At 55.1% G+C, this 17,280-nt stretch carries 18 protein-coding genes; 13 read left to right on the top strand and 5 right to left on the bottom strand.

Features of this window, described 5'->3' with window-relative positions; translation table 11 throughout:
• Positions 1-48: 48 nt before the first annotated feature.
• Both EPE01S_RS10465 and ung read right to left on the bottom strand, forming a co-directional pair.
• Positions 49-1,614 (bottom strand): methyl-accepting chemotaxis protein, encoded by a 1,566-nt coding sequence (locus EPE01S_RS10465; protein WP_062744582.1) that lies wholly within the window; start codon positions 1,612-1,614, stop codon positions 49-51.
• 185 nt (positions 1,615-1,799) lie between these two features.
• The gene (ung, locus tag EPE01S_RS10470; protein ID WP_062744583.1) at positions 1,800-2,486 is read right to left on the bottom strand and encodes a uracil-DNA glycosylase; all 687 of its coding nucleotides are present in this window, start codon (positions 2,484-2,486) and stop codon (positions 1,800-1,802) included.
• A gap of 289 nt (positions 2,487-2,775) precedes the next feature.
• Between ung and grcA the strand changes: the two genes are divergently transcribed.
• Positions 2,776-3,159 carry an autonomous glycyl radical cofactor GrcA gene (gene grcA, locus EPE01S_RS10475; RefSeq protein WP_062744584.1) on the top strand — a complete coding sequence of 128 codons (384 nt, stop codon included), beginning with the start codon at positions 2,776-2,778 and terminating at the stop codon, positions 3,157-3,159.
• A 227-nt stretch (positions 3,160-3,386) separates the two neighbouring features.
• On the opposite strand, the gene srmB is transcribed toward grcA, so the two are convergent.
• The gene (srmB, locus tag EPE01S_RS10480; protein WP_062744585.1) at positions 3,387-4,715 is read right to left on the bottom strand and encodes an ATP-dependent RNA helicase SrmB; all 1,329 of its coding nucleotides are present in this window, start codon (positions 4,713-4,715) and stop codon (positions 3,387-3,389) included.
• Between the two features lie 132 nt (positions 4,716-4,847).
• On the opposite strand from srmB, the gene trmN reads away from it, so the two are divergent.
• The gene (trmN, locus tag EPE01S_RS10485) at positions 4,848-5,585 is read left to right on the top strand and encodes a tRNA(1)(Val) (adenine(37)-N(6))-methyltransferase TrmN (RefSeq protein ID WP_062744586.1); all 738 of its coding nucleotides are present in this window, start codon (positions 4,848-4,850) and stop codon (positions 5,583-5,585) included.
• Here the strand turns inward: trmN and nadB are convergent, their stop codons facing one another.
• A complete protein-coding gene (nadB, locus tag EPE01S_RS10490) occupies positions 5,586-7,187 on the bottom strand; it encodes an L-aspartate oxidase (protein ID WP_062744935.1) in 1,602 nt (533 codons plus the stop codon).
• 472 nt (positions 7,188-7,659) lie between these two features.
• Between nadB and rpoE the strand changes: the two genes are divergently transcribed.
• From rpoE to acpS, 11 genes are all read left to right on the top strand, one after another.
• Complete coding sequence (gene rpoE / locus EPE01S_RS10495; protein WP_062744587.1) at positions 7,660-8,235, top strand: RNA polymerase sigma factor RpoE; 576 nt, start codon at positions 7,660-7,662, stop codon at positions 8,233-8,235.
• A 29-nt stretch (positions 8,236-8,264) separates the two neighbouring features.
• Positions 8,265-8,915 (top strand): anti-sigma-E factor RseA, encoded by a 651-nt coding sequence (gene rseA / locus EPE01S_RS10500; protein ID WP_062744588.1) that lies wholly within the window; start codon positions 8,265-8,267, stop codon positions 8,913-8,915.
• The gene (gene rseB, locus EPE01S_RS10505) at positions 8,915-9,871 is read left to right on the top strand and encodes a sigma-E factor regulatory protein RseB (protein WP_062744589.1); all 957 of its coding nucleotides are present in this window, start codon (positions 8,915-8,917) and stop codon (positions 9,869-9,871) included. Before rseA ends, rseB begins: the two co-directional genes overlap by 1 nt.
• Positions 9,868-10,332 carry a SoxR-reducing system protein RseC gene (rseC, locus tag EPE01S_RS10510; protein ID WP_062744590.1) on the top strand — a complete coding sequence of 155 codons (465 nt, stop codon included), beginning with the start codon at positions 9,868-9,870 and terminating at the stop codon, positions 10,330-10,332. The genes rseB and rseC overlap by 4 nt, the downstream gene beginning before the upstream one ends.
• Positions 10,333-10,569: 237 nt before the next feature.
• Entirely contained in the window at positions 10,570-12,369 is a 1,800-nt protein-coding gene (gene lepA, locus EPE01S_RS10515; RefSeq protein ID WP_062744591.1) for a translation elongation factor 4, read from the top strand.
• A gap of 29 nt (positions 12,370-12,398) precedes the next feature.
• On the top strand, positions 12,399-13,334 hold the full coding sequence (gene lepB, locus EPE01S_RS10520) for a signal peptidase I (protein WP_062744592.1): 936 nt from the start codon (positions 12,399-12,401) through the stop codon (positions 13,332-13,334).
• Positions 13,335-13,480: 146 nt separating this feature from the next.
• The gene (gene rnc / locus EPE01S_RS10525) at positions 13,481-14,161 is read left to right on the top strand and encodes a ribonuclease III (RefSeq protein ID WP_062744593.1); all 681 of its coding nucleotides are present in this window, start codon (positions 13,481-13,483) and stop codon (positions 14,159-14,161) included.
• Positions 14,158-15,063, top strand: coding sequence for a GTPase Era (era, locus tag EPE01S_RS10530; protein WP_062744594.1), 906 nt, complete (start codon positions 14,158-14,160; stop codon positions 15,061-15,063). Before rnc ends, era begins: the two co-directional genes overlap by 4 nt.
• 5 nt (positions 15,064-15,068) lie before the next feature.
• A complete protein-coding gene (recO, locus tag EPE01S_RS10535) occupies positions 15,069-15,806 on the top strand; it encodes a DNA repair protein RecO (RefSeq protein ID WP_062744595.1) in 738 nt (245 codons plus the stop codon).
• 74 nt (positions 15,807-15,880) lie between these two features.
• Positions 15,881-16,612 (top strand): pyridoxine 5'-phosphate synthase, encoded by a 732-nt coding sequence (gene pdxJ / locus EPE01S_RS10540; RefSeq protein WP_062744597.1) that lies wholly within the window; start codon positions 15,881-15,883, stop codon positions 16,610-16,612.
• On the top strand, positions 16,612-16,992 hold the full coding sequence (gene acpS / locus EPE01S_RS10545) for a holo-ACP synthase (protein ID WP_062744600.1): 381 nt from the start codon (positions 16,612-16,614) through the stop codon (positions 16,990-16,992). Before pdxJ ends, acpS begins: the two co-directional genes overlap by 1 nt.
• Here the strand turns inward: acpS and EPE01S_RS10550 are convergent.
• Positions 16,989-17,243 carry a YfhL family 4Fe-4S dicluster ferredoxin gene (locus EPE01S_RS10550; protein ID WP_062744602.1) on the bottom strand — a complete coding sequence of 85 codons (255 nt, stop codon included), beginning with the start codon at positions 17,241-17,243 and terminating at the stop codon, positions 16,989-16,991. The two genes, acpS and EPE01S_RS10550, sit on opposite strands and share 4 nt — an antisense overlap.
• Between the last annotated feature and the right edge of the window lie 37 nt (positions 17,244-17,280).

Raw genomic sequence — 17,280 nt, forward strand, 5'->3', positions numbered from 1 at the left:
CCAGTCTCCAATAGCCGCATTCTGCGGCTATTTTTTTGTCAGAAATCCTTACGCGTAAGTCGGTTCATTTACTTTGAACGCGCGAATGGCCAGCGAAAGCTGCTCTGCCTGCTCCTGCATCGACTGAGCGGCTGCGGCGGATTCATTGACCAGCGCGGCATTTTGCTGCGTGACCTGATCCATCTGGGTAATGGCCATATTAATCTCATCGATCCCGCTGCTTTGCTCGGCGCTGGCAATGGTGATTTCGCCAATAATTCCGGTTACGTTTTTCACGCTGGTCAGCACTTCATCCATCGTCAGACCCGCCTTCGCCACCTGACGACCGCCTTCATCTACCCGTGAAACCGAGTCCTGAATCAGCTGGGCAATCTCTTTCGCGGCTGAGGCCGACCGCTGGGCCAGGCTGCGTACTTCAGAAGCCACCACGGCAAAGCCGCGGCCCTGTTCACCGGCACGCGCCGCTTCGACTGCCGCATTCAGCGCCAGGATATTGGTCTGGAAAGCGATGCCATCAATGACACTGATAATGTCGACAATCTTTTTCGACGATCCGTTAATCATCTCCATGGTGTTCACTACCTGCCTGACGGCATCTCCGCTCTGGATCGCCACCTGCGAGGCCTGGGCAGCCAGTAGATTGGCCTGGCGTGCGTTATCGGCGTTCTGTTTTACCGTTGAGGTTATCTGTTCCATGGCTGAAGCCGTCTCTTCGAGAGAACTGGCCTGCTGTTCGGTACGGGAAGAGAGATCCATATTCCCCGCAGAAATCTCGCCGGAGGCGGTCGCAATCAGATCGGAACCGGCACGGACATCGTTAACGATTTTCAGCAGGTTTTCATTCATGTTTTTCAACGCCATCATCAGCTGACCGGTCTCATCGGTAGACGTCACATGAATGGCAGTGCGAAGGTCACCAGCGGCAACATTTTCCGCCACGTTTACGGCTTCCCGCAGTGGGCGTACGATCGAACGGGTCAGCAAAAAGCCCAACAGAACGGCCATGGCCACTGCCAGTAGCGAGAAGATTACCGTTACCCGGATGGCCGTTGAGGCATCGCTGACGGCATTCGCCCCTTCAGCCTGCAGTTGTCCGGACTGGGAGTCGGCAAATCTGACCACAATATCGAGAAACGCATTCTGGCTGGTGGTGATCTTTCGCAGGACATACTCGGTGGCAGGGGCAACATTTCCTGCGCGGATCAGGGCGATCAGGGTCTGCTTATCCTGCTCGAAGCGCTGCGCCGCCGCTTTCACCTCCTGAATTTTCTTAATGCCGATTTCGGTGCTTTGCAGTCGCGCGATGCTTTCAATAGCGGCATTGGTTTTCTGCGTGGCGCTGTCGAGCTGGCCAAAACGTTTGGCATTTTTCTCCGGGGTGGCAGCATCCAGCACCATACCGCGTAAAAACTTGATTTGATCGTTCACTCCGTCGCGTACGTCAAAGGCCAGGCGAACCTTGAGATAGCGGTCACTGACCATACTGTCCACCGTGCGGTTAATGTTGCCAATCTTAATCGTTGCGGTGGCGCTGACGACGATCAACAGCAGTATGATCAGGGCAAATGCAGCCCCGAGGCGAACGCCTACTTTCATATTTTTCACAGATAACATCCGTTATTTCCCCCTGAATTCATTCCGGCCCGTGTCGGGAACATGGATATGCTCCCTGAAGCCGATCAAATCGGCAGGAAATGGGAAATCTTGATAAAAAATGTGACGCAAATCGCCTTATTACGTGTGGAAATGTTAACAGACGGGGTGACATGAGGGGCAGGGGGCGGGCCCCCTGTCTGAAATCAGGAACCAGCGGGCAGTCGGGGGACCCAGTCGACAGGCGTTTCACCCTTCTCACTCAGCAGCTGATTAGTTGTCGAAAAGTGGGCACAGCCAAAGAAACCGCGGTGTGCGGACAGCGGGGAAGGGTGCGGTGCCTGCAGGACGTGATGGCGGCTGCGGTCAATAATGCTGCCCTTTTTCTGCGCGTGCGATCCCCACAGCAGGAAAACCACCCCCTCACGATGCTGATTAATCGCCGCTATAACGTTATCCGTGAAGGTTTCCCAGCCGAACTTCGCATGGGAATGTGCCTTACCCGCCTCTACTGTGAGTACCGTGTTGAGCAGCATCACCCCCTGACGTGCCCAGCTCTCAAGATAACCATGCTTCGGGCGCTCAAAGCCGGGGATGTCTGTGACCAGCTCTTTGTACATATTCACCAGCGAGGGCGGCACTGCGACACCGGGAAGAACGGAGAACGCCAGTCCGTGCGCCTGATTCGGACCGTGATAGGGATCCTGTCCCAGGATCACCACTTTAATGTCGCCCAGTTCGGTCAGGCGGAAGGCGTTAAACACGTCTTTTTGCGGGGGATAGACGGTCTTACCCGCCGCACGCTCTGCGGCAACCATAGCCAGTGTCTCTCGGAAGTAAGGTTTCTCTTTTTCCTCTGCCAGCACATCGTGCCACGTCATGGTATTCACCACCGCCGTCTCCTTTTATTCATCAAAGCGCGTAGCTTAACGCGCTTTGCCAGGCGGTAACACTTAAAAAATTTTTGAAAATTTGCAGAAAAAGCGGAATTTACCGTGGTGATAAAATTGATATAAAACAGAATGTTGCCTTTTTACACAGGGTACTGCCTGGCCAGGGGTTGATTTGTATCAAAGAGCCCGCTTTGCGGTACTGGTATACAGAACCGATAAGATCACGGTTTTTTCATCAACCTGGCGCTGATAATGGCTATCAGTGCCTTATTGCCTGGGAGGCGACACTATGATTACTGGAATTCAAATTACTCAAGCAAGCAACAGCGCATTACTGAACTCTTTCTGGCTGCTGGACAGTGACACAGCCGAAGCACGCTGTGTGTGTGCGAAAGCCGGTTACAGCGAAGATCAGGTGGTGCCGGTCAGCGACCTCGGTCAGATTGAATACCGTGAAATTCCTCTGGAAGTGAAGCCTGAGGTTCGCGTAGAGGGTGGCCAGCACCTGAACGTGAATGTGCTGAGCCGCGAAACGCTGGAAGAGGCGGTGAAACATCCGGAGAAATACCCGCAGCTGACTATCCGTGTTTCTGGCTATGCCGTCCGTTTTAACTCACTGACGCCAGAACAGCAGCGTGACGTGATTACCCGCACCTTTACTGAAAGCCTGTAACCCCTAATCGGGCAGGCTGACAGGGCGGCAGGTGAATAACTCACCTGTCGCCTTTTTTATTAACTTTTTGATAACAAAGGTCGATATCACTGCCCGGTCAGAAGGCTGGCTGAAGAAGGATGAGAAAAGGGCATCATGGCGTTCTCTGTCTGACATCAGCCCTGTTTCTGTCCGTCTGAGGCAAAAAAAACTGCCCCGATGGGGCAGTTTTTTGTCAGGCAGCGTGATTATTCAGCACTGTCCGTTTTGGCTGCGGTCGGCTTACGCCGTTTACCCACGTTTTTAGCGTCGCGGTGACGCTCTTTAACACGCGGTTTTTCTTCCAGCTTCTCTTTGTCTTTCAGTTCTTTGCGCTTCGCCAGCACTTTCTTCGACGGCTTGCCTTTGAGTTTTTCACTCGGCGCACGGGTCGTCGGCCGCATTCCATCAATGGTGCGCGCTTTCAGCGGCTCCTTGATGTAACGGCAGATCCTGCCCAGCAGCATGTTGTCATGTGCTTCCACCAGTGAAATCGCAATGCCTTTTTTACCTGCACGGCCGGTACGGCCAATACGGTGCAGGTAGGTGTCAGCGGTGACCGGCATGTCGAAGTTAAACACGTGGCTGACATCATCAATGTCGATTCCGCGGGCGGCGATATCGGTCGCCACCAGCACGTTAACACGGCCTTCCGCAACGCGCTTAATCGCTTCATTACGCTTCGCCTGTACCAGTTCCCCTTCCAGGTAACTGGTGTTGATGCCGGCTTCGCGCAGCCAGCCACACAGCTCGTGCACGCGCTCACGCTTGCGTACGAAGACCACAGCTCGGGTGACTTCCGGCTGCTTCATCAGGTGGATTAACAGCGCGGTTTTATGTTTGATGTCGTCCGCACGGTAGTACCACTGCTGGATTTTTTTGCGCTCACGGCGTGCCGGATCGGCTTCGATCTCAATGGGCTCGTTCAGAATGCGCTCGGCGAAATCTTTAATCGCTTCCCCTTCCAGCGTGGCAGAGAACAGCAGGGTCTGCTTGCGCCAGCGAGTTTCAGCCGCGATGGTTTCGATGTCCTGGGCAAAGCCCATGTCGAGCATGCGGTCTGCTTCATCAAGCACCAGCGTTTCAACCGCACGACAGTCAAAGTTCTCTTCTTTGATGTACTGCAGCAGACGTCCGGTGGTGGCGACCACGATGTCCTGGTTTTCGCTGAACACTTCAGCATGGTTCATATACGCCACGCCGCCGGTGATGGTGGCAATATCCAGGTGCGTGTGTTTCGCCATTTCACGCGCCTGGTCTGCGACCTGCATTGCCAGCTCACGGGTTGGGGTCAGGATCAAAATGCGCGGCGGGCCGGACTTCTTACGCGGGAAGTCGAGCAAATGTTGCAGTGCGGGCAGCAGGTAGGCCGCAGTCTTGCCTGTACCGGTTGGTGCCGAACCCAGAACGTCGCGACCCTCCAGTGCTGCCGGAATGGCTTCTGCCTGAATGGCAGTAGGGCGCGTATAGCCTTTCTCCTGCAGGGCTTGCAGCAGGCTCTCGTCTAGTTCGAGTTCGGAAAAAGTGGTTACAGTCATGGTCTACCTCAGTTTGGGGCGCTGATTATAGACAGATTGAACACGATCTTCATCTGTTTGTGTGGAGTTAATGACTTTTCCTTCGTCGCGGATTGTCCTATGCTAGCGCCGTTTCCCTTTCAGGTCAGTCAAATGTCACAGCAAAAAGCCATTCTCCGCGCCAACGGTTTTACCTTCAAACAGTTTTTTGTTGCCCACGATCGCTGTGCCATGAAAGTCGGCACTGACGGTGTGCTGCTTGGTGCGTGGGCACCCGTGGCTGGCGTTCAACGGGTGCTGGATATCGGCAGCGGCAGCGGCCTGATTGCCCTGATGCTGGCGCAGAGAACCCCAGCGTCGGTTGACATTGATGCTGTTGAGCTGGATACGGCGGCGGCGGAACAGGCGCAGGAAAATGTGGCAGAATCTCCGTGGCCGACAAGAGTTCATGTTCATCAGGCAAATATTGTCGAGTGGGCGCGGCACTGTGAGCAGCGCTATTCGCTGATTGTCAGTAATCCGCCCTATTTTTCACCAGGTTCAGAATGTGCCTCTCCTGAACGGGCATCGGCACGCTATACCAATGACCTGACGCACGACGTCCTGTTGATGTGTGCTGAAAACCTGATTGCGGAGGAGGGGTTCTTCTGCGTGATCCTGCCGGAAGCGGCGGGCAGTCAGCTGATTGAAATGGCACTTCAGCGCGGCTGGCACCTGCGCTTCCGCACCGATGTCTCTGATAACGATACCCGGCCGCCTAACCGGGTTCTTCTGGCGCTGTCCCCACAGCCCGGCGAGCAGTTGCTGGATCGCATGACCATACGCGGGCCGGATCATCAGTATTCTGACGCTCACTGTAGCCTGACCCGCGATTTCTATCTGTTCCGCTAATTATGGCCTGAGGATGGTCGGCAGCGCTTTGCCCAGGGCTTCCGGGTAATCAAGGGTATAATGCAGGCCACGGCTCTCTTTACGCGCCATTGCGCAGCGTACCATCAGCCCGGCGACCTGAACCAGGTTACGCAACTCCAGCAGGTTATTCGAGATGCGGAAATGGGCATAATACTCATCAATTTCCTGCTGCAGGGTATTGATACGGCGTAATGCGCGCTCCAGCCGCTTGGTGGTGCGTACAATCCCCATATAATCCCACATAAATAACCGCAACTCGTGCCAGTTGTGTTGGATCACCACGCGTTCATCGGAGTCATCCACACGGCTTTCATCCCAGGCTGGCAGGGCATCGACCATCTCGACTTCAGGCAGGTTACGACTGATGTCTTCCGCCGCTGACCAGCCATACACCAGGCACTCCAGCAGGGAGTTAGAGGCCAGACGGTTCGCACCGTGCAATCCGGTATAGCTGACTTCACCAATGGCATACAATCCGTTGAGATCGGTACGCCCCTGCTGGTCGACCATCACGCCGCCGCAGGTATAATGCGCGGCCGGAACAATGGGGATCGGCTGTGTCGTCAGGTCGATGCCCAGCGCCAACAGTTTTTCGCAAATGGTCGGAAAATGCGCGCGCACAAATGCCGCTGGCTGATGGCTGATGTCCAGATACATACAGTCAGCGCCAAGCCGCTTCATTTCGTGGTCAATGGCCCGCGCCACAATATCGCGCGGGGCCAGCTCGCCGCGCTCATCAAAGTCAGGCATAAAGCGGGTACCATCCGGCCGCTTCAGCACGGCCCCTTCGCCTCGCAGCGCTTCGGTCAGCAGGAAATTACGTGCATCCGGGTGGAACAGGCAGGTGGGATGAAACTGGTTAAACTCCAGATTCGCTACCCGGCAACCGGCACGCCACGCCATGGCAATGCCATCACCGGAGGCCACGTCCGGGTTTGTGGTGTACTGATACACTTTTGCCGCCCCTCCGGTCGCCAGCACCACGGCGCGCGCGCGGCAGGTCTCAACGGCTTCCCGCTGGCGGTTCCAGATGTATGCCCCCACGACGCGACGCTCGCCCGGCAGGCCGATTTTATCGGACACGATGAGGTCAACCGCGTTACCGCGTTCAATCAGGGTAATATTCGGATGGTTCAACGCCTGGCTGACCAGCGTGTTTTCAACGGCTTTTCCGGTGGCGTCAGCGCTGTGCAGAATACGGCGGTGGCTGTGGCCACCTTCGCGGGTCAGGTGATAACGTTCTTCGCTGTTGAGCGGCGTTTCTTTATCAAACAGCACGCCGTTATCAATCAGCCACTGTACGCAGTGGCGTGCGTTGCTGGCGATAAACGAGACGGCCTCGCGATCACACAGGCCGCCCCCGGCAATCAGCGTATCTTCAACATGAGACTCAATGCTGTCGGTTTCATCAAACACGGCGGCAATGCCGCCCTGGGCATAGAATGTGGAACCCTCGCTGACCGGGCCTTTACTCAATACGGTCACCTGATGCTTTTCAGCCAGGCGCAGCGCCAGGGATAACCCGGCCGCACCGCTACCAATAATCAGCACATCACAGCAGTAATCAGAAGAATCAGTCATGTTGTTTAATTTACTAAACAGGTGGTTTGTTGAGCATAACACTCGCCCCTCCTGCCAAAAAGGCTTTTTATCACGCCGTCTACCCCCGTGGGGCAGGCAGAGTTCCGCGGGAGGCGTGACCTCATTCCCGGCAGGGAAAAAGGCGACAGGATGCGATCAACCGGGCTAACGGTCACTTAATGGCGCGATAATATGGTGAAAAAGCTGGCTTCTTGCGGTACTCTGCGGGCGTCATCAGGCTCCCGGACGATGACGTTACGGGAGTCAGGAGAGGCAGTGGCTGACAAATCAGTGAGAATGCATAATAAAGCGTGCTGGTTTGTAAATGTCTCCGAGTGACACGACAAAAATAATGGCGTAATGGAACTTTCCTGATGAATATGACTCAGATTGCATGCTCGTTCATAAAGATTGAGTTTTTACTGGAAGTGCGATTACGCGTGGAGACAAGTTTGGGGAGACCTTACCTCGGATGAGCGAGCAGTTAACGGATCAGGTTCTCGTTGAACGAGTGCAGAAGGGAGATCAGAAGTCATTCAATTTACTGGTAGTCCGCTATCAGCATAAAGTGGCGAGCCTGGTTTCACGCTATGTGCCGTCTGGAGATGTCCCTGATGTAGTGCAGGAGTCATTTATTAAAGCCTACCGTGCGCTGGAATCTTTCCGGGGCGACAGTGCTTTTTATACCTGGCTCTATCGGATTGCCGTCAATACGGCCAAAAATTACCTGGTGGCTCAGGGGCGCCGTCCACCGTCTAGCGACGTGGATGCCATCGACGCCGAAAATTTTGAAAGTGCGGGAGCACTAAAAGAAATTTCGAACCCTGAGAACTTAATGTTGTCGGAAGAATTGAGACAGATAGTTTTTCGCACCATCGAGATGCTACCCGAAGACTTGCGTATGGCTATCACCCTACGTGAACTCGATGGCCTGAGCTATGAAGAGATAGCCGTGATCATGGATTGCCCGGTTGGTACGGTTCGTTCACGTATTTTCCGCGCCCGTGAAGCTATTGATAATAAAATTCAACCGCTTATCCAACGCTAGCGATAGCGACACAGGAAGGGTATTGAGGCATGCAGAAAGAACAACTTTCCGCTCTTATGGATGGTGAAACGCTGGATAACGAAGTGATGTCCGCGCTGTCCAAAGACGTTGTGCTGCAGAAAAACTGGGAAAGCTACCACCTTATTCGCGATACGCTGCGCGGTGATATCCCACAGCAGCTCAATTTTGATATTTCGGCCCGCGTAATGGCTGCAATTGAGAATGAGCCGGCAAAAGCGGTCACCCGTCTGATACCGGAGGCACAGCCGAAACCAGAAGAAGCGGCTGCGATGCCGTTCTGGGCGAAAGTGCGCCCCTGGGCCGCGCAGATTACCCAGATTGGCGTGGCTGCCTGCGTATCGCTGGCCGTGATTGTCGGTGTACAGCAGTACAACAAGCCTGTTGAAGGCCAGTCCTCAGATTCACCGGTATTTAATACGCTGCCGATGATGGGCCAGGCGTCACCGGTCAGCCTGGGCGTGCCCGCTGAAAATGTCAGTGCACCCGCAAACAGTAACCAGCAGGTGCAGGATCAGCGTCGTCGCGTGAATGCACTGCTGCAGGATTACGAATTGCAGCGCCGTCTGCATGCTGAACAGCTGCAGTTTGATCAAAGTCCTGACCAGCAGGCTGCTGCTCAGGTTCCGGGTAATCAGTCGTTAGGAATGCAACCGCAGTAATGAAGCAGCTTTGGTGCGCCGTCAGCCTTATCGCTGGCAGCCTGATTTACTCCTCCTTCGCCCCGGCCGCGCAAACGCCATCCGGGGCGTTGTTACATCAGATGGAGCAGGCCAGCCAGTCACTCAGCTATGAACTCGCCTATATCAATGTCTCGCGGCTGGGCATTGAGTCACTACGCTACCGTCATGCCGTCATTGACAACAAAACCTATGCACAGCTGTTGCAGATGGATGGCCCGCGTCGGGAGATCATTCAGCGTGGTAAAGAGGTCAGCTATTTCGAGTCCGGTCTGCAACCCTTTACGATGGCGGGCGATCACATTGTCGATTCGCTGCCTTCCCTGGTCTATGCCAACTTTCAGCAACTCTCTGCCACCTATGATTTTGTCTCAGTAGGGCGCACGCGCATTGCCGATCAGCTCTGTGAAGTGATCCGCATTGTGCCGCGAGACGGCACCCGTTATGGCTATATTGTCTGGCTGGATAGCGAGACAAAACTGCCCCTTCGGGTTGACCTTCTCGATCGTGATGGCGAAACGCTGGAACAGTACCGTGTGGTGAGCTTTGCCGTCGATGATGGCGTACGCAAGCTGCTGCAGGGGCTGCAGGACGCCAAGCTTCCTCCGTTGTCATCCGTACCGACAGGTAATGCGGTGACGTTTAACTGGAAAGCGGGCTGGCTTCCGGCTGGCATGAAGGAAGTGACTCAAAGCCGTCGCCAGTTGCCTTCGCTCGACCGTCCGGTTGAAACGCGACTTTATTCTGACGGGCTGTTCAGTTTCTCGATCAACATCACGCTGGCTGATAAAACCAGTTCTGCACAGCAATTGCGCACGGGGCGTCGTACGGTTCTGACGGAAGTGCGCAATAATGCAGAGATCACGGTCGTGGGGGAACTTCCGCCCGCGACCGCCAAACGTATTGCTGATGGCGTTGTCCTGGGGGCGGCACAATGATGAGAGAATGGGCGACGGTCGTGTCGTGGCAGAACGGTATTGCCACGCTACACTCCGAAATTAAAACGTCGTGCAGTAGCTGTTCCGCGCGTAAAGGCTGCGGCAGCCATATGCTCGATAAGCTGGGCCCCAAAAACGCCCATGTCATGAAAATCGCCAGCGCAGAGCCGCTGGTGCCGGGCCAGCGGATTGAACTGGGCATTGCTGAAAGCAGCCTGCTGAGTTCGGCGTTTCTGGTTTATATGACCCCGCTGATTGGGCTGTTTGTCCTGGCCGGTATTTTTCAGATGCTGTTTCACAACGATCTGGCCGCGGCATGCGGTGCGTTGTTAGGCGGTGTGGGCGGTTTTATTGTTGCAAAAGGTCTCTCCGGCATGCTGGGGCGTTCGGCCTCATTTCAACCGGTGATCCTCAGCGTGGCGCTACCGCCCGATGCCATACACATCACCACGGATGCCTGATCCGCGTAGAGACGGCTGGCGACATTTTTCTGCCGGCCGTCTTATTTCATCCGCTAATAATCCTTATTTCCCTTTCATTACGGCAAGGCAAACCGTATTGCCTGACCGTGACGATTCCACCCCTTTGATATGTAGTGTAGAATGCTGCCTTTCGGGCCATCGTTCGCCTGTGATATCACGCTCTCCTGCTTCGCATCGCGAGAGTTCCAGAATTTGTAAGGCAGAAAAATCTCAATAATGAAGCACATAAGAAACTTTTCTATCATCGCCCACATCGACCACGGTAAATCAACGCTTTCCGACCGCCTGATCCAGATCTGTGGCGGGTTGACCGAACGTGAAATGGCTGCGCAGGTTCTGGATTCCATGGATTTAGAACGTGAGCGTGGCATCACCATTAAAGCGCAGAGCGTGACGCTCGATTACCATTCGCCAGATGGTAAAACTTACCAGCTCAATTTTATCGACACCCCGGGGCACGTTGACTTCTCTTACGAAGTTTCGCGCTCTCTTGCCGCCTGTGAAGGCGCATTGCTGGTGGTAGATGCAGGGCAGGGTGTGGAAGCTCAGACTCTGGCTAACTGCTACACCGCGATGGAAATGGAACTGGAAGTTGTACCTGTACTGAATAAAATCGATCTGCCAGCCGCCGATCCAGACCGCGTGGCGCAGGAAATTGAAGATATCGTCGGGATTGATGCGACGGATGCCGTACGCTGTTCAGCGAAAACCGGTATTGGCGTGCCAGACGTGCTTGAGCGGCTGGTGCGGGATATTCCGCCGCCGGAAGGCGATCCGGATGGTCCGCTGCAGGCGTTGATTATCGACTCATGGTTCGATAATTACCTCGGTGTGGTCTCGCTGGTGCGTATTAAAAACGGCACCATGCGCAAGGGCGAAAAAATTAAGGTCATGAGCACCGGTCAGGTCTATAACGCCGACCGTCTGGGTATCTTCACGCCGAAACGTGTGGATACCGACGTGCTGAACTGCGGCGAAGTGGGCTGGCTGGTCTGTGCCATTAAGGACATTCTGGGTGCGCCGGTCGGGGATACCCTGACGCAGGCCCGTAATCCGGCAGAGAAAGCACTGCCAGGGTTCAAAAAGGTGAAGCCGCAGGTTTATGCCGGCCTGTTCCCGATCAGCTCCGATGATTACGAAGCTTTCCGTGACGCGCTGGGGAAACTCAGTCTGAACGATGCCTCCCTGTTTTATGAGCCAGAAAGCTCCACCGCGCTGGGCTTCGGCTTCCGCTGTGGCTTCCTTGGTCTGCTGCACATGGAAATCATTCAGGAGCGTCTGGAGCGCGAATACGATCTTGAACTGATCACCACCGCGCCGACCGTTGTCTACGAAGTGGTCACCACGGATAACCAGACTATCTATGTTGACAGCCCGGGCAAACTGCCGCCGCTGAACAATATTGAAGAGCTGCGTGAGCCGATTGCCGAGTGTCACATGCTGTTGCCGCAGGAATTCCTGGGTAACGTCATCACGCTGTGCATCGAAAAACGCGGCGTACAGACCAACATGGTTTACCACGGTAACCAGGTGGCGCTGACGTATGAAATCCCGATGGCTGAAGTGGTGCTCGATTTCTTCGACCGCCTGAAATCCACCTCTCGTGGCTATGCGTCACTGGATTACAATTTCAAACGTTTCCAGGCTTCCAACATGGTTCGTGTCGATGTATTGATTAACTCCGAGCGTGTCGATGCGCTGGCGCTGATCACCCACAACGACAATGCCCCGTACCGGGGTCGTGACCTGGTGGAGAAAATGAAAGAATTGATCCCGCGTCAGCAGTTCGACATTGCGATTCAGGCGGCGATTGGTAACCACATTATCGCCCGCTCTACGGTGAAACAGCTGCGTAAAAACGTGCTTGCCAAATGTTATGGCGGCGACGTCAGCCGTAAGAAAAAACTGCTGCAGAAACAGAAAGACGGTAAGAAGCGCATGAAGCAAGTGGGTAACGTTGAGTTACCGCAGGAAGCGTTCCTTGCCATTCTCCACGTGGGTAAAGACAGCAAATAACCCCCTCACTGGGTTTTAAGGGAACTGGAATGGCTAATATGTTCGCCCTGATTCTGGCGATAGCAACGCTGATCACCGGCATTGTCTGGTGTATCGACAAGTTTAAATGGGCACCGGCTCGGCGCGCCAAACGCGCGGAAGCGCAGGCGCAGGGTATCGAAGCGACAAAGGCTGACAAACAGCCGGGCTGGGTGGAAACCACCGCATCGGTCTTCCCGGTGCTGTTCGTGGTGTTTGTGGTGCGCTCGTTTATTTATGAGCCGTTCCAGATCCCTTCCGGTTCAATGATGCCGACGCTGCTGATCGGAGATTTTATCGTGGTGGAAAAATTTGCCTACGGTATTAAAGATCCGATCACCCAGACAACGCTGATCCCCACGGGGCATCCTAAGCGTGGTGACATTGCGGTATTTAAGTACCCGAAAGATCCCAGCATGGATTACATCAAACGCGTGATTGGTTTACCGGGTGACCGGGTGACTTATGACCCCCTGAGTAAAACGGTTTCCGTGCAGCAGTCGGCCAGTGCAGTGCCGGTGACTTATTCAGATGTGGAAGAAAGTGACTTTATCCAGACCTTCAGCGGCTACAGCGGTAACGAGCGCGGTAATGGTTTCTTCCAGGTCCCCAAAGGGGAGTCGATGCAGGGCGGCATTCGTTTAGCGACCCGCAACGAGACACTGGGTGACGTTACCCATCGTATCCTGCTGATTGCTCAGGCACCCAGCCAGCCGGGTTCTTACTATCAGCAGCCAGGACAGCCGCAGTCAAGCTGGGTGGTTCCTGAGGGCATGTACTTTATGATGGGCGACAACCGTGATAACAGCGCCGACAGCCGTTACTGGGGTTTCGTTCCGGAACGTAACCTGGTGGGCAAAGCAACGGCCATCTGGATGAGCTTCGACAAGCAGGAAGGGGAATGGCCAACCGGCGTGCGCCTGAGCCGCATCGGTGGCATCCACTAATGACCGCCTGCGGGCGGCATTAAAAACGGGTGGTCTGTCGTCTGTCATGTCGGCAGGCCACTGCACACGAAACAGATCGTGTTGGTGTTCAGGCTCAGCCCTGTTCCGTGTGCAGCATAATTGACGCATTAAGAAATTGGTAACGCATGAACCCCATCGTAATAAATAAGCTTCAACGTAAGCTGGGCTACACTTTTACTCATCAGGAATTGTTGCAGCAGGCGCTGACTCACCGTAGCGCCAGCAGTAAACACAACGAAAGACTGGAATTCCTGGGCGACTCAATTCTTAGTTATGTCATTGCTAATGCCCTTTATCAGCGCTTCCCGCGCGTGGATGAAGGTGACATGAGTCGGATGCGCGCCACGCTGGTTCGCGGTAACACGCTGGCCGAAATGGCACGGGAGTTTGACCTCGGCGAGTGTCTGCGTCTGGGGCCTGGTGAACTGAAAAGCGGCGGCTATCGCCGCGAATCGATTCTGGCTGACACCGTCGAAGCGCTGATTGGCGGGGTTTTCCTCGACAGCGATATTCAGACGGTGGAGCAGCTGATCCTGAGCTGGTACGCCAGCCGTCTGGATCAGATCAGCCCGGGCGATAAACAAAAGGATCCAAAAACGCGTCTGCAGGAGTTTTTGCAGGGTCGCCATCTGCCTCTGCCCACCTATCTGGTGGTGCAGGTGCGTGGCGAAGCGCACGATCAGGAATTTACTATTCACTGTCAGGTAAGCGGCATGGCAGAACCGGTTGTGGGAACCGGCTCAAGCCGTCGTAAAGCTGAACAGGCAGCAGCCGAACAGGCGCTGATTAAGCTGGGAATTGAATGAACGAACAAACTACCCATTGCGGCTTTATTGCTATTGTAGGCCGTCCGAACGTTGGTAAATCTACCTTACTGAACCAGTTACTGGGACAGAAGATTTCCATTACCTCGCGTAAGCCACAAACCACCCGCCACCGCATTATGGGCATCCATACTGAAGGGGAATATCAGGCGATCTATGTCGATACCCCGGGCCTGCATATGGAAGAGAAGCGGGCGATTAACCGCCTGATGAACCGTGCAGCCAGCAGCTCAATTGGTGACGTTGAGATGGTGATCTTCGTTGTGGAAGGGACCAAATGGACCGCCGATGACGAGATGGTGCTGAACAAGTTAAAAGACGGCAGAGTGCCGGTGCTGCTGGCGATCAACAAAGTCGACAATATTACCGATAAAAGCATCCTGCTGCCACACCTGCAGTTCCTGGGTTCACAAATGAACTTTATGGACGTGGTGCCGATCTCGGCCGAAAAAGGCACTAACGTTGATACCATCGCCAGCATTGTGCGTAAACGCCTGCCGGAAGCTGAACATCACTTCCCGGAAGATTACATTACCGATCGTTCTCAGCGCTTTATGGCGTCAGAAATTATCCGTGAAAAACTGATGCGTTTCCTCGGTGCTGAGCTGCCTTATTCTGTCACGGTCGAGATTGAACAGTTCCTGACCAATGAGCGTGGCGGACTGACCATCAACGGTCTGATTCTGGTCGAGCGCGAAGGCCAGAAGAAGATGGTCATTGGTAACAAAGGCGCCAAAATCAAAGTCATTGGTACCGAGGCCCGTCGGGACATGGAAGAGATGTTTGAGGCGAAAGTGCACCTTGAACTGTGGGTGAAAGTGAAGTCCGGCTGGGCGGATGATGAACGCGCCTTACGCAGCCTGGGCTATACCGACGACCTCTGAACCTGATGGAAGGCTGGCAACGCGCATTTGTCCTGCATGGACGGCCTTGGAGCGAAACCAGCCTGCTGCTTGACCTGTTTTCTGAACAGCATGGCAGGGTACGGGTGCTGGCCAAAGGCGCCCGTTCCAAACGTTCCAGCCTGAAAGGGGCACTGCAGCCTTTTACCCCGCTGCTGGTGCGCTGGGGAGGCCGTGGCGAGGTGAAAACCCTGCGCGGTGCTGAACCGGTTTCCCTTGCTCTCCCTCTCAGCGGCACTTCTCTTTACTGCGGTCTGTACGTTAACGAGCTCCTCTCACGGGTGCTGGAACACGAGACCTCATTCAGTGAACTCTTCTTTGATTATCTGCACTGCATTCAGACGCTGGCGGCGGATGCTGCGTCCCCGGAACCTGCACTCCGGCGTTTTGAACTGGCGATGCTCGGCCACCTTGGTTACGGCGTTGATTTTCTGCACTGCGCTGGCAGCGGCGAAGAAGTGGCCGATGGCATGACCTACAGCTATCGCGAAGAGAAGGGCTTTATTGCCAGCCTGGTCGTGGGGCACCGCAGTTTTACCGGCCGTCATTTACGGGCGCTGTACCAGCGTGAGTTTCCGGATGCTGATACCCTGCGCGCGGCGAAGCGCTTTACCCGCATTGCCCTGAAGCCTTATCTGGGAGGGAAACCGTTGAAAAGTGCCGAACTGTTCCGTCAGTTTTTGCCGAGAAAACGACCAGATGCACCGCTGACGGACGATGAATAGCCGCCAGCCATACCCCTGTGTGCTGCGATCGTTGTACACTTCTTAAATCCCTTCGCAATTTTCCGAGGACTATCATGGCAGAGCTGTTGTTAGGCGTTAACATCGATCACGTAGCTACCGTTCGTAATGCCCGTGGCACGCACTATCCCGATCCGGTGCAGGCGGCTTTTATCTCTGAGCAGGCGGGGGCCGATGGCATTACTGTCCATCTGCGGGAAGACCGCCGTCATATTACCGATCGTGACGTGCGCATTCTGCGTCAGACCATTCAGACCCGAATGAATCTGGAGATGGCGGTGACGGATGAGATGGTCGATATTGCCTGCGAGATCCTGCCGCACTTCTGCTGCCTGGTACCGGAGAAACGTGAAGAAGTGACCACCGAAGGCGGGCTGGACGTGGCCGGCCAGCAGGATAAAGTGACGGCTGCGGTAAAACGGCTGAATGATGCCGGCATCCTGGTTTCCCTGTTCATCGACGCTGACCATCGCCAGATTGATGCCGCCGTCGCCGCCGGCGCGCCTTATATTGAGATCCACACCGGTGCTTACGCTGAAGCCGAAGAAGGCCCGGCACGCGATGTTGAACTGGCGCGTATTGCTGACGCGGCCACCTACGCCGCCGGTAAAGGTCTGAAGGTGAATGCCGGGCATGGCCTGACCTACCATAACGTACAGCCAGTTGCCGTGCTGCCGGAGATGCACGAGCTGAACATCGGCCATGCCATTATCGGGCGTGCGGTATTTAGCGGCCTGGCTGACGCGGTGAAAGAGATGAAGCAGCTGATGCGGGAAGCGCGCCGTTAATGGCTATTCTCGGCCTTGGTTCTGACATTGTGGAGATCGCCCGCATCGAAGGGGTGATCTCCCGCTCCGGCGACCGCCTGGCAAAGCGCGTGCTCAGCGCCAGTGAATGGGCGCAGTATCAGGCGCATCAGCAGCCGGTGCGCTTCCTCGCCAAGCGTTTCGCGGTAAAAGAGGCGGCAGCCAAAGCCTTTGGCACCGGCATTCGCGGTGGTCTGGCGTTCAATCAGTTTGAGGTTTATAACGATGAACTTGGCAAACCCGGCCTGCGATTTTTCCAGCATGCCAGTGAAGTCGCGGCGAAGCTCGGGGTGGTGCACGTGCACGTGACGCTGGCCGATGAACGGCACTACGCCTGTGCCACGGTGATTATCGAAAGCTAGCCGGCAGGGTGCAGTTCCACAAACTTCTCCCACAGCTGATCGTGACTTTCGCTGCGTTGCGGGTCGACAATGATGGTGTTATCAATGGGGCAAACCTGCTGGCAGGTGGGGGCGTCGTAGTGACCGATGCATTCCGTGCAGCGGTCAGCGTCGATTTCATAGAACTCGTCACCCATGGCGATCGCTTCGTTAGGGCACTCGGGTTCGCACATATCACAGTTAATACATTTCTTAGTGATCAGCAGCGCCATCGTTCTTTCATCCAGTAACCGGTTAAAGTGCGCGGGT

The organism is Erwinia persicina NBRC 102418, from assembly GCF_001571305.1.
Taxonomy (GTDB): domain Bacteria; phylum Pseudomonadota; class Gammaproteobacteria; order Enterobacterales; family Enterobacteriaceae; genus Erwinia; species Erwinia persicina.

What these genes read in the sequence shown, in the direction of transcription:
- EPE01S_RS10465 (WP_062744582.1), bottom strand. Translation starts at nt 1,614, where the DNA reads ATGTTATCTGTGAAAAATATGAAAGTAGGCGTTCGCCTCGGGGCTGCA.
- grcA (WP_062744584.1), top strand. Translation starts at nt 2,776, where the DNA reads ATGATTACTGGAATTCAAATTACTCAAGCAAGCAACAGCGCATTACTG.
- srmB (WP_062744585.1), bottom strand. Translation starts at nt 4,715, where the DNA reads ATGACTGTAACCACTTTTTCCGAACTCGAACTAGACGAGAGCCTGCTG.
- trmN (WP_062744586.1), top strand. Translation starts at nt 4,848, where the DNA reads ATGTCACAGCAAAAAGCCATTCTCCGCGCCAACGGTTTTACCTTCAAA.
- nadB (WP_062744935.1), bottom strand. Translation starts at nt 7,187, where the DNA reads ATGACTGATTCTTCTGATTACTGCTGTGATGTGCTGATTATTGGTAGC.
- rpoE (WP_062744587.1), top strand. Translation starts at nt 7,660, where the DNA reads ATGAGCGAGCAGTTAACGGATCAGGTTCTCGTTGAACGAGTGCAGAAG.
- rseA (WP_062744588.1), top strand. Translation starts at nt 8,265, where the DNA reads ATGCAGAAAGAACAACTTTCCGCTCTTATGGATGGTGAAACGCTGGAT.
- rseB (WP_062744589.1), top strand. Translation starts at nt 8,915, where the DNA reads ATGAAGCAGCTTTGGTGCGCCGTCAGCCTTATCGCTGGCAGCCTGATT.
- rseC (WP_062744590.1), top strand. Translation starts at nt 9,868, where the DNA reads ATGATGAGAGAATGGGCGACGGTCGTGTCGTGGCAGAACGGTATTGCC.
- lepA (WP_062744591.1), top strand. Translation starts at nt 10,570, where the DNA reads ATGAAGCACATAAGAAACTTTTCTATCATCGCCCACATCGACCACGGT.
- lepB (WP_062744592.1), top strand. Translation starts at nt 12,399, where the DNA reads ATGGCTAATATGTTCGCCCTGATTCTGGCGATAGCAACGCTGATCACC.
- rnc (WP_062744593.1), top strand. Translation starts at nt 13,481, where the DNA reads ATGAACCCCATCGTAATAAATAAGCTTCAACGTAAGCTGGGCTACACT.
- era (WP_062744594.1), top strand. Translation starts at nt 14,158, where the DNA reads ATGAACGAACAAACTACCCATTGCGGCTTTATTGCTATTGTAGGCCGT.
- recO (WP_062744595.1), top strand. Translation starts at nt 15,069, where the DNA reads ATGGAAGGCTGGCAACGCGCATTTGTCCTGCATGGACGGCCTTGGAGC.
- pdxJ (WP_062744597.1), top strand. Translation starts at nt 15,881, where the DNA reads ATGGCAGAGCTGTTGTTAGGCGTTAACATCGATCACGTAGCTACCGTT.
- acpS (WP_062744600.1), top strand. Translation starts at nt 16,612, where the DNA reads ATGGCTATTCTCGGCCTTGGTTCTGACATTGTGGAGATCGCCCGCATC.
- EPE01S_RS10550 (WP_062744602.1), bottom strand. Translation starts at nt 17,243, where the DNA reads ATGGCGCTGCTGATCACTAAGAAATGTATTAACTGTGATATGTGCGAA.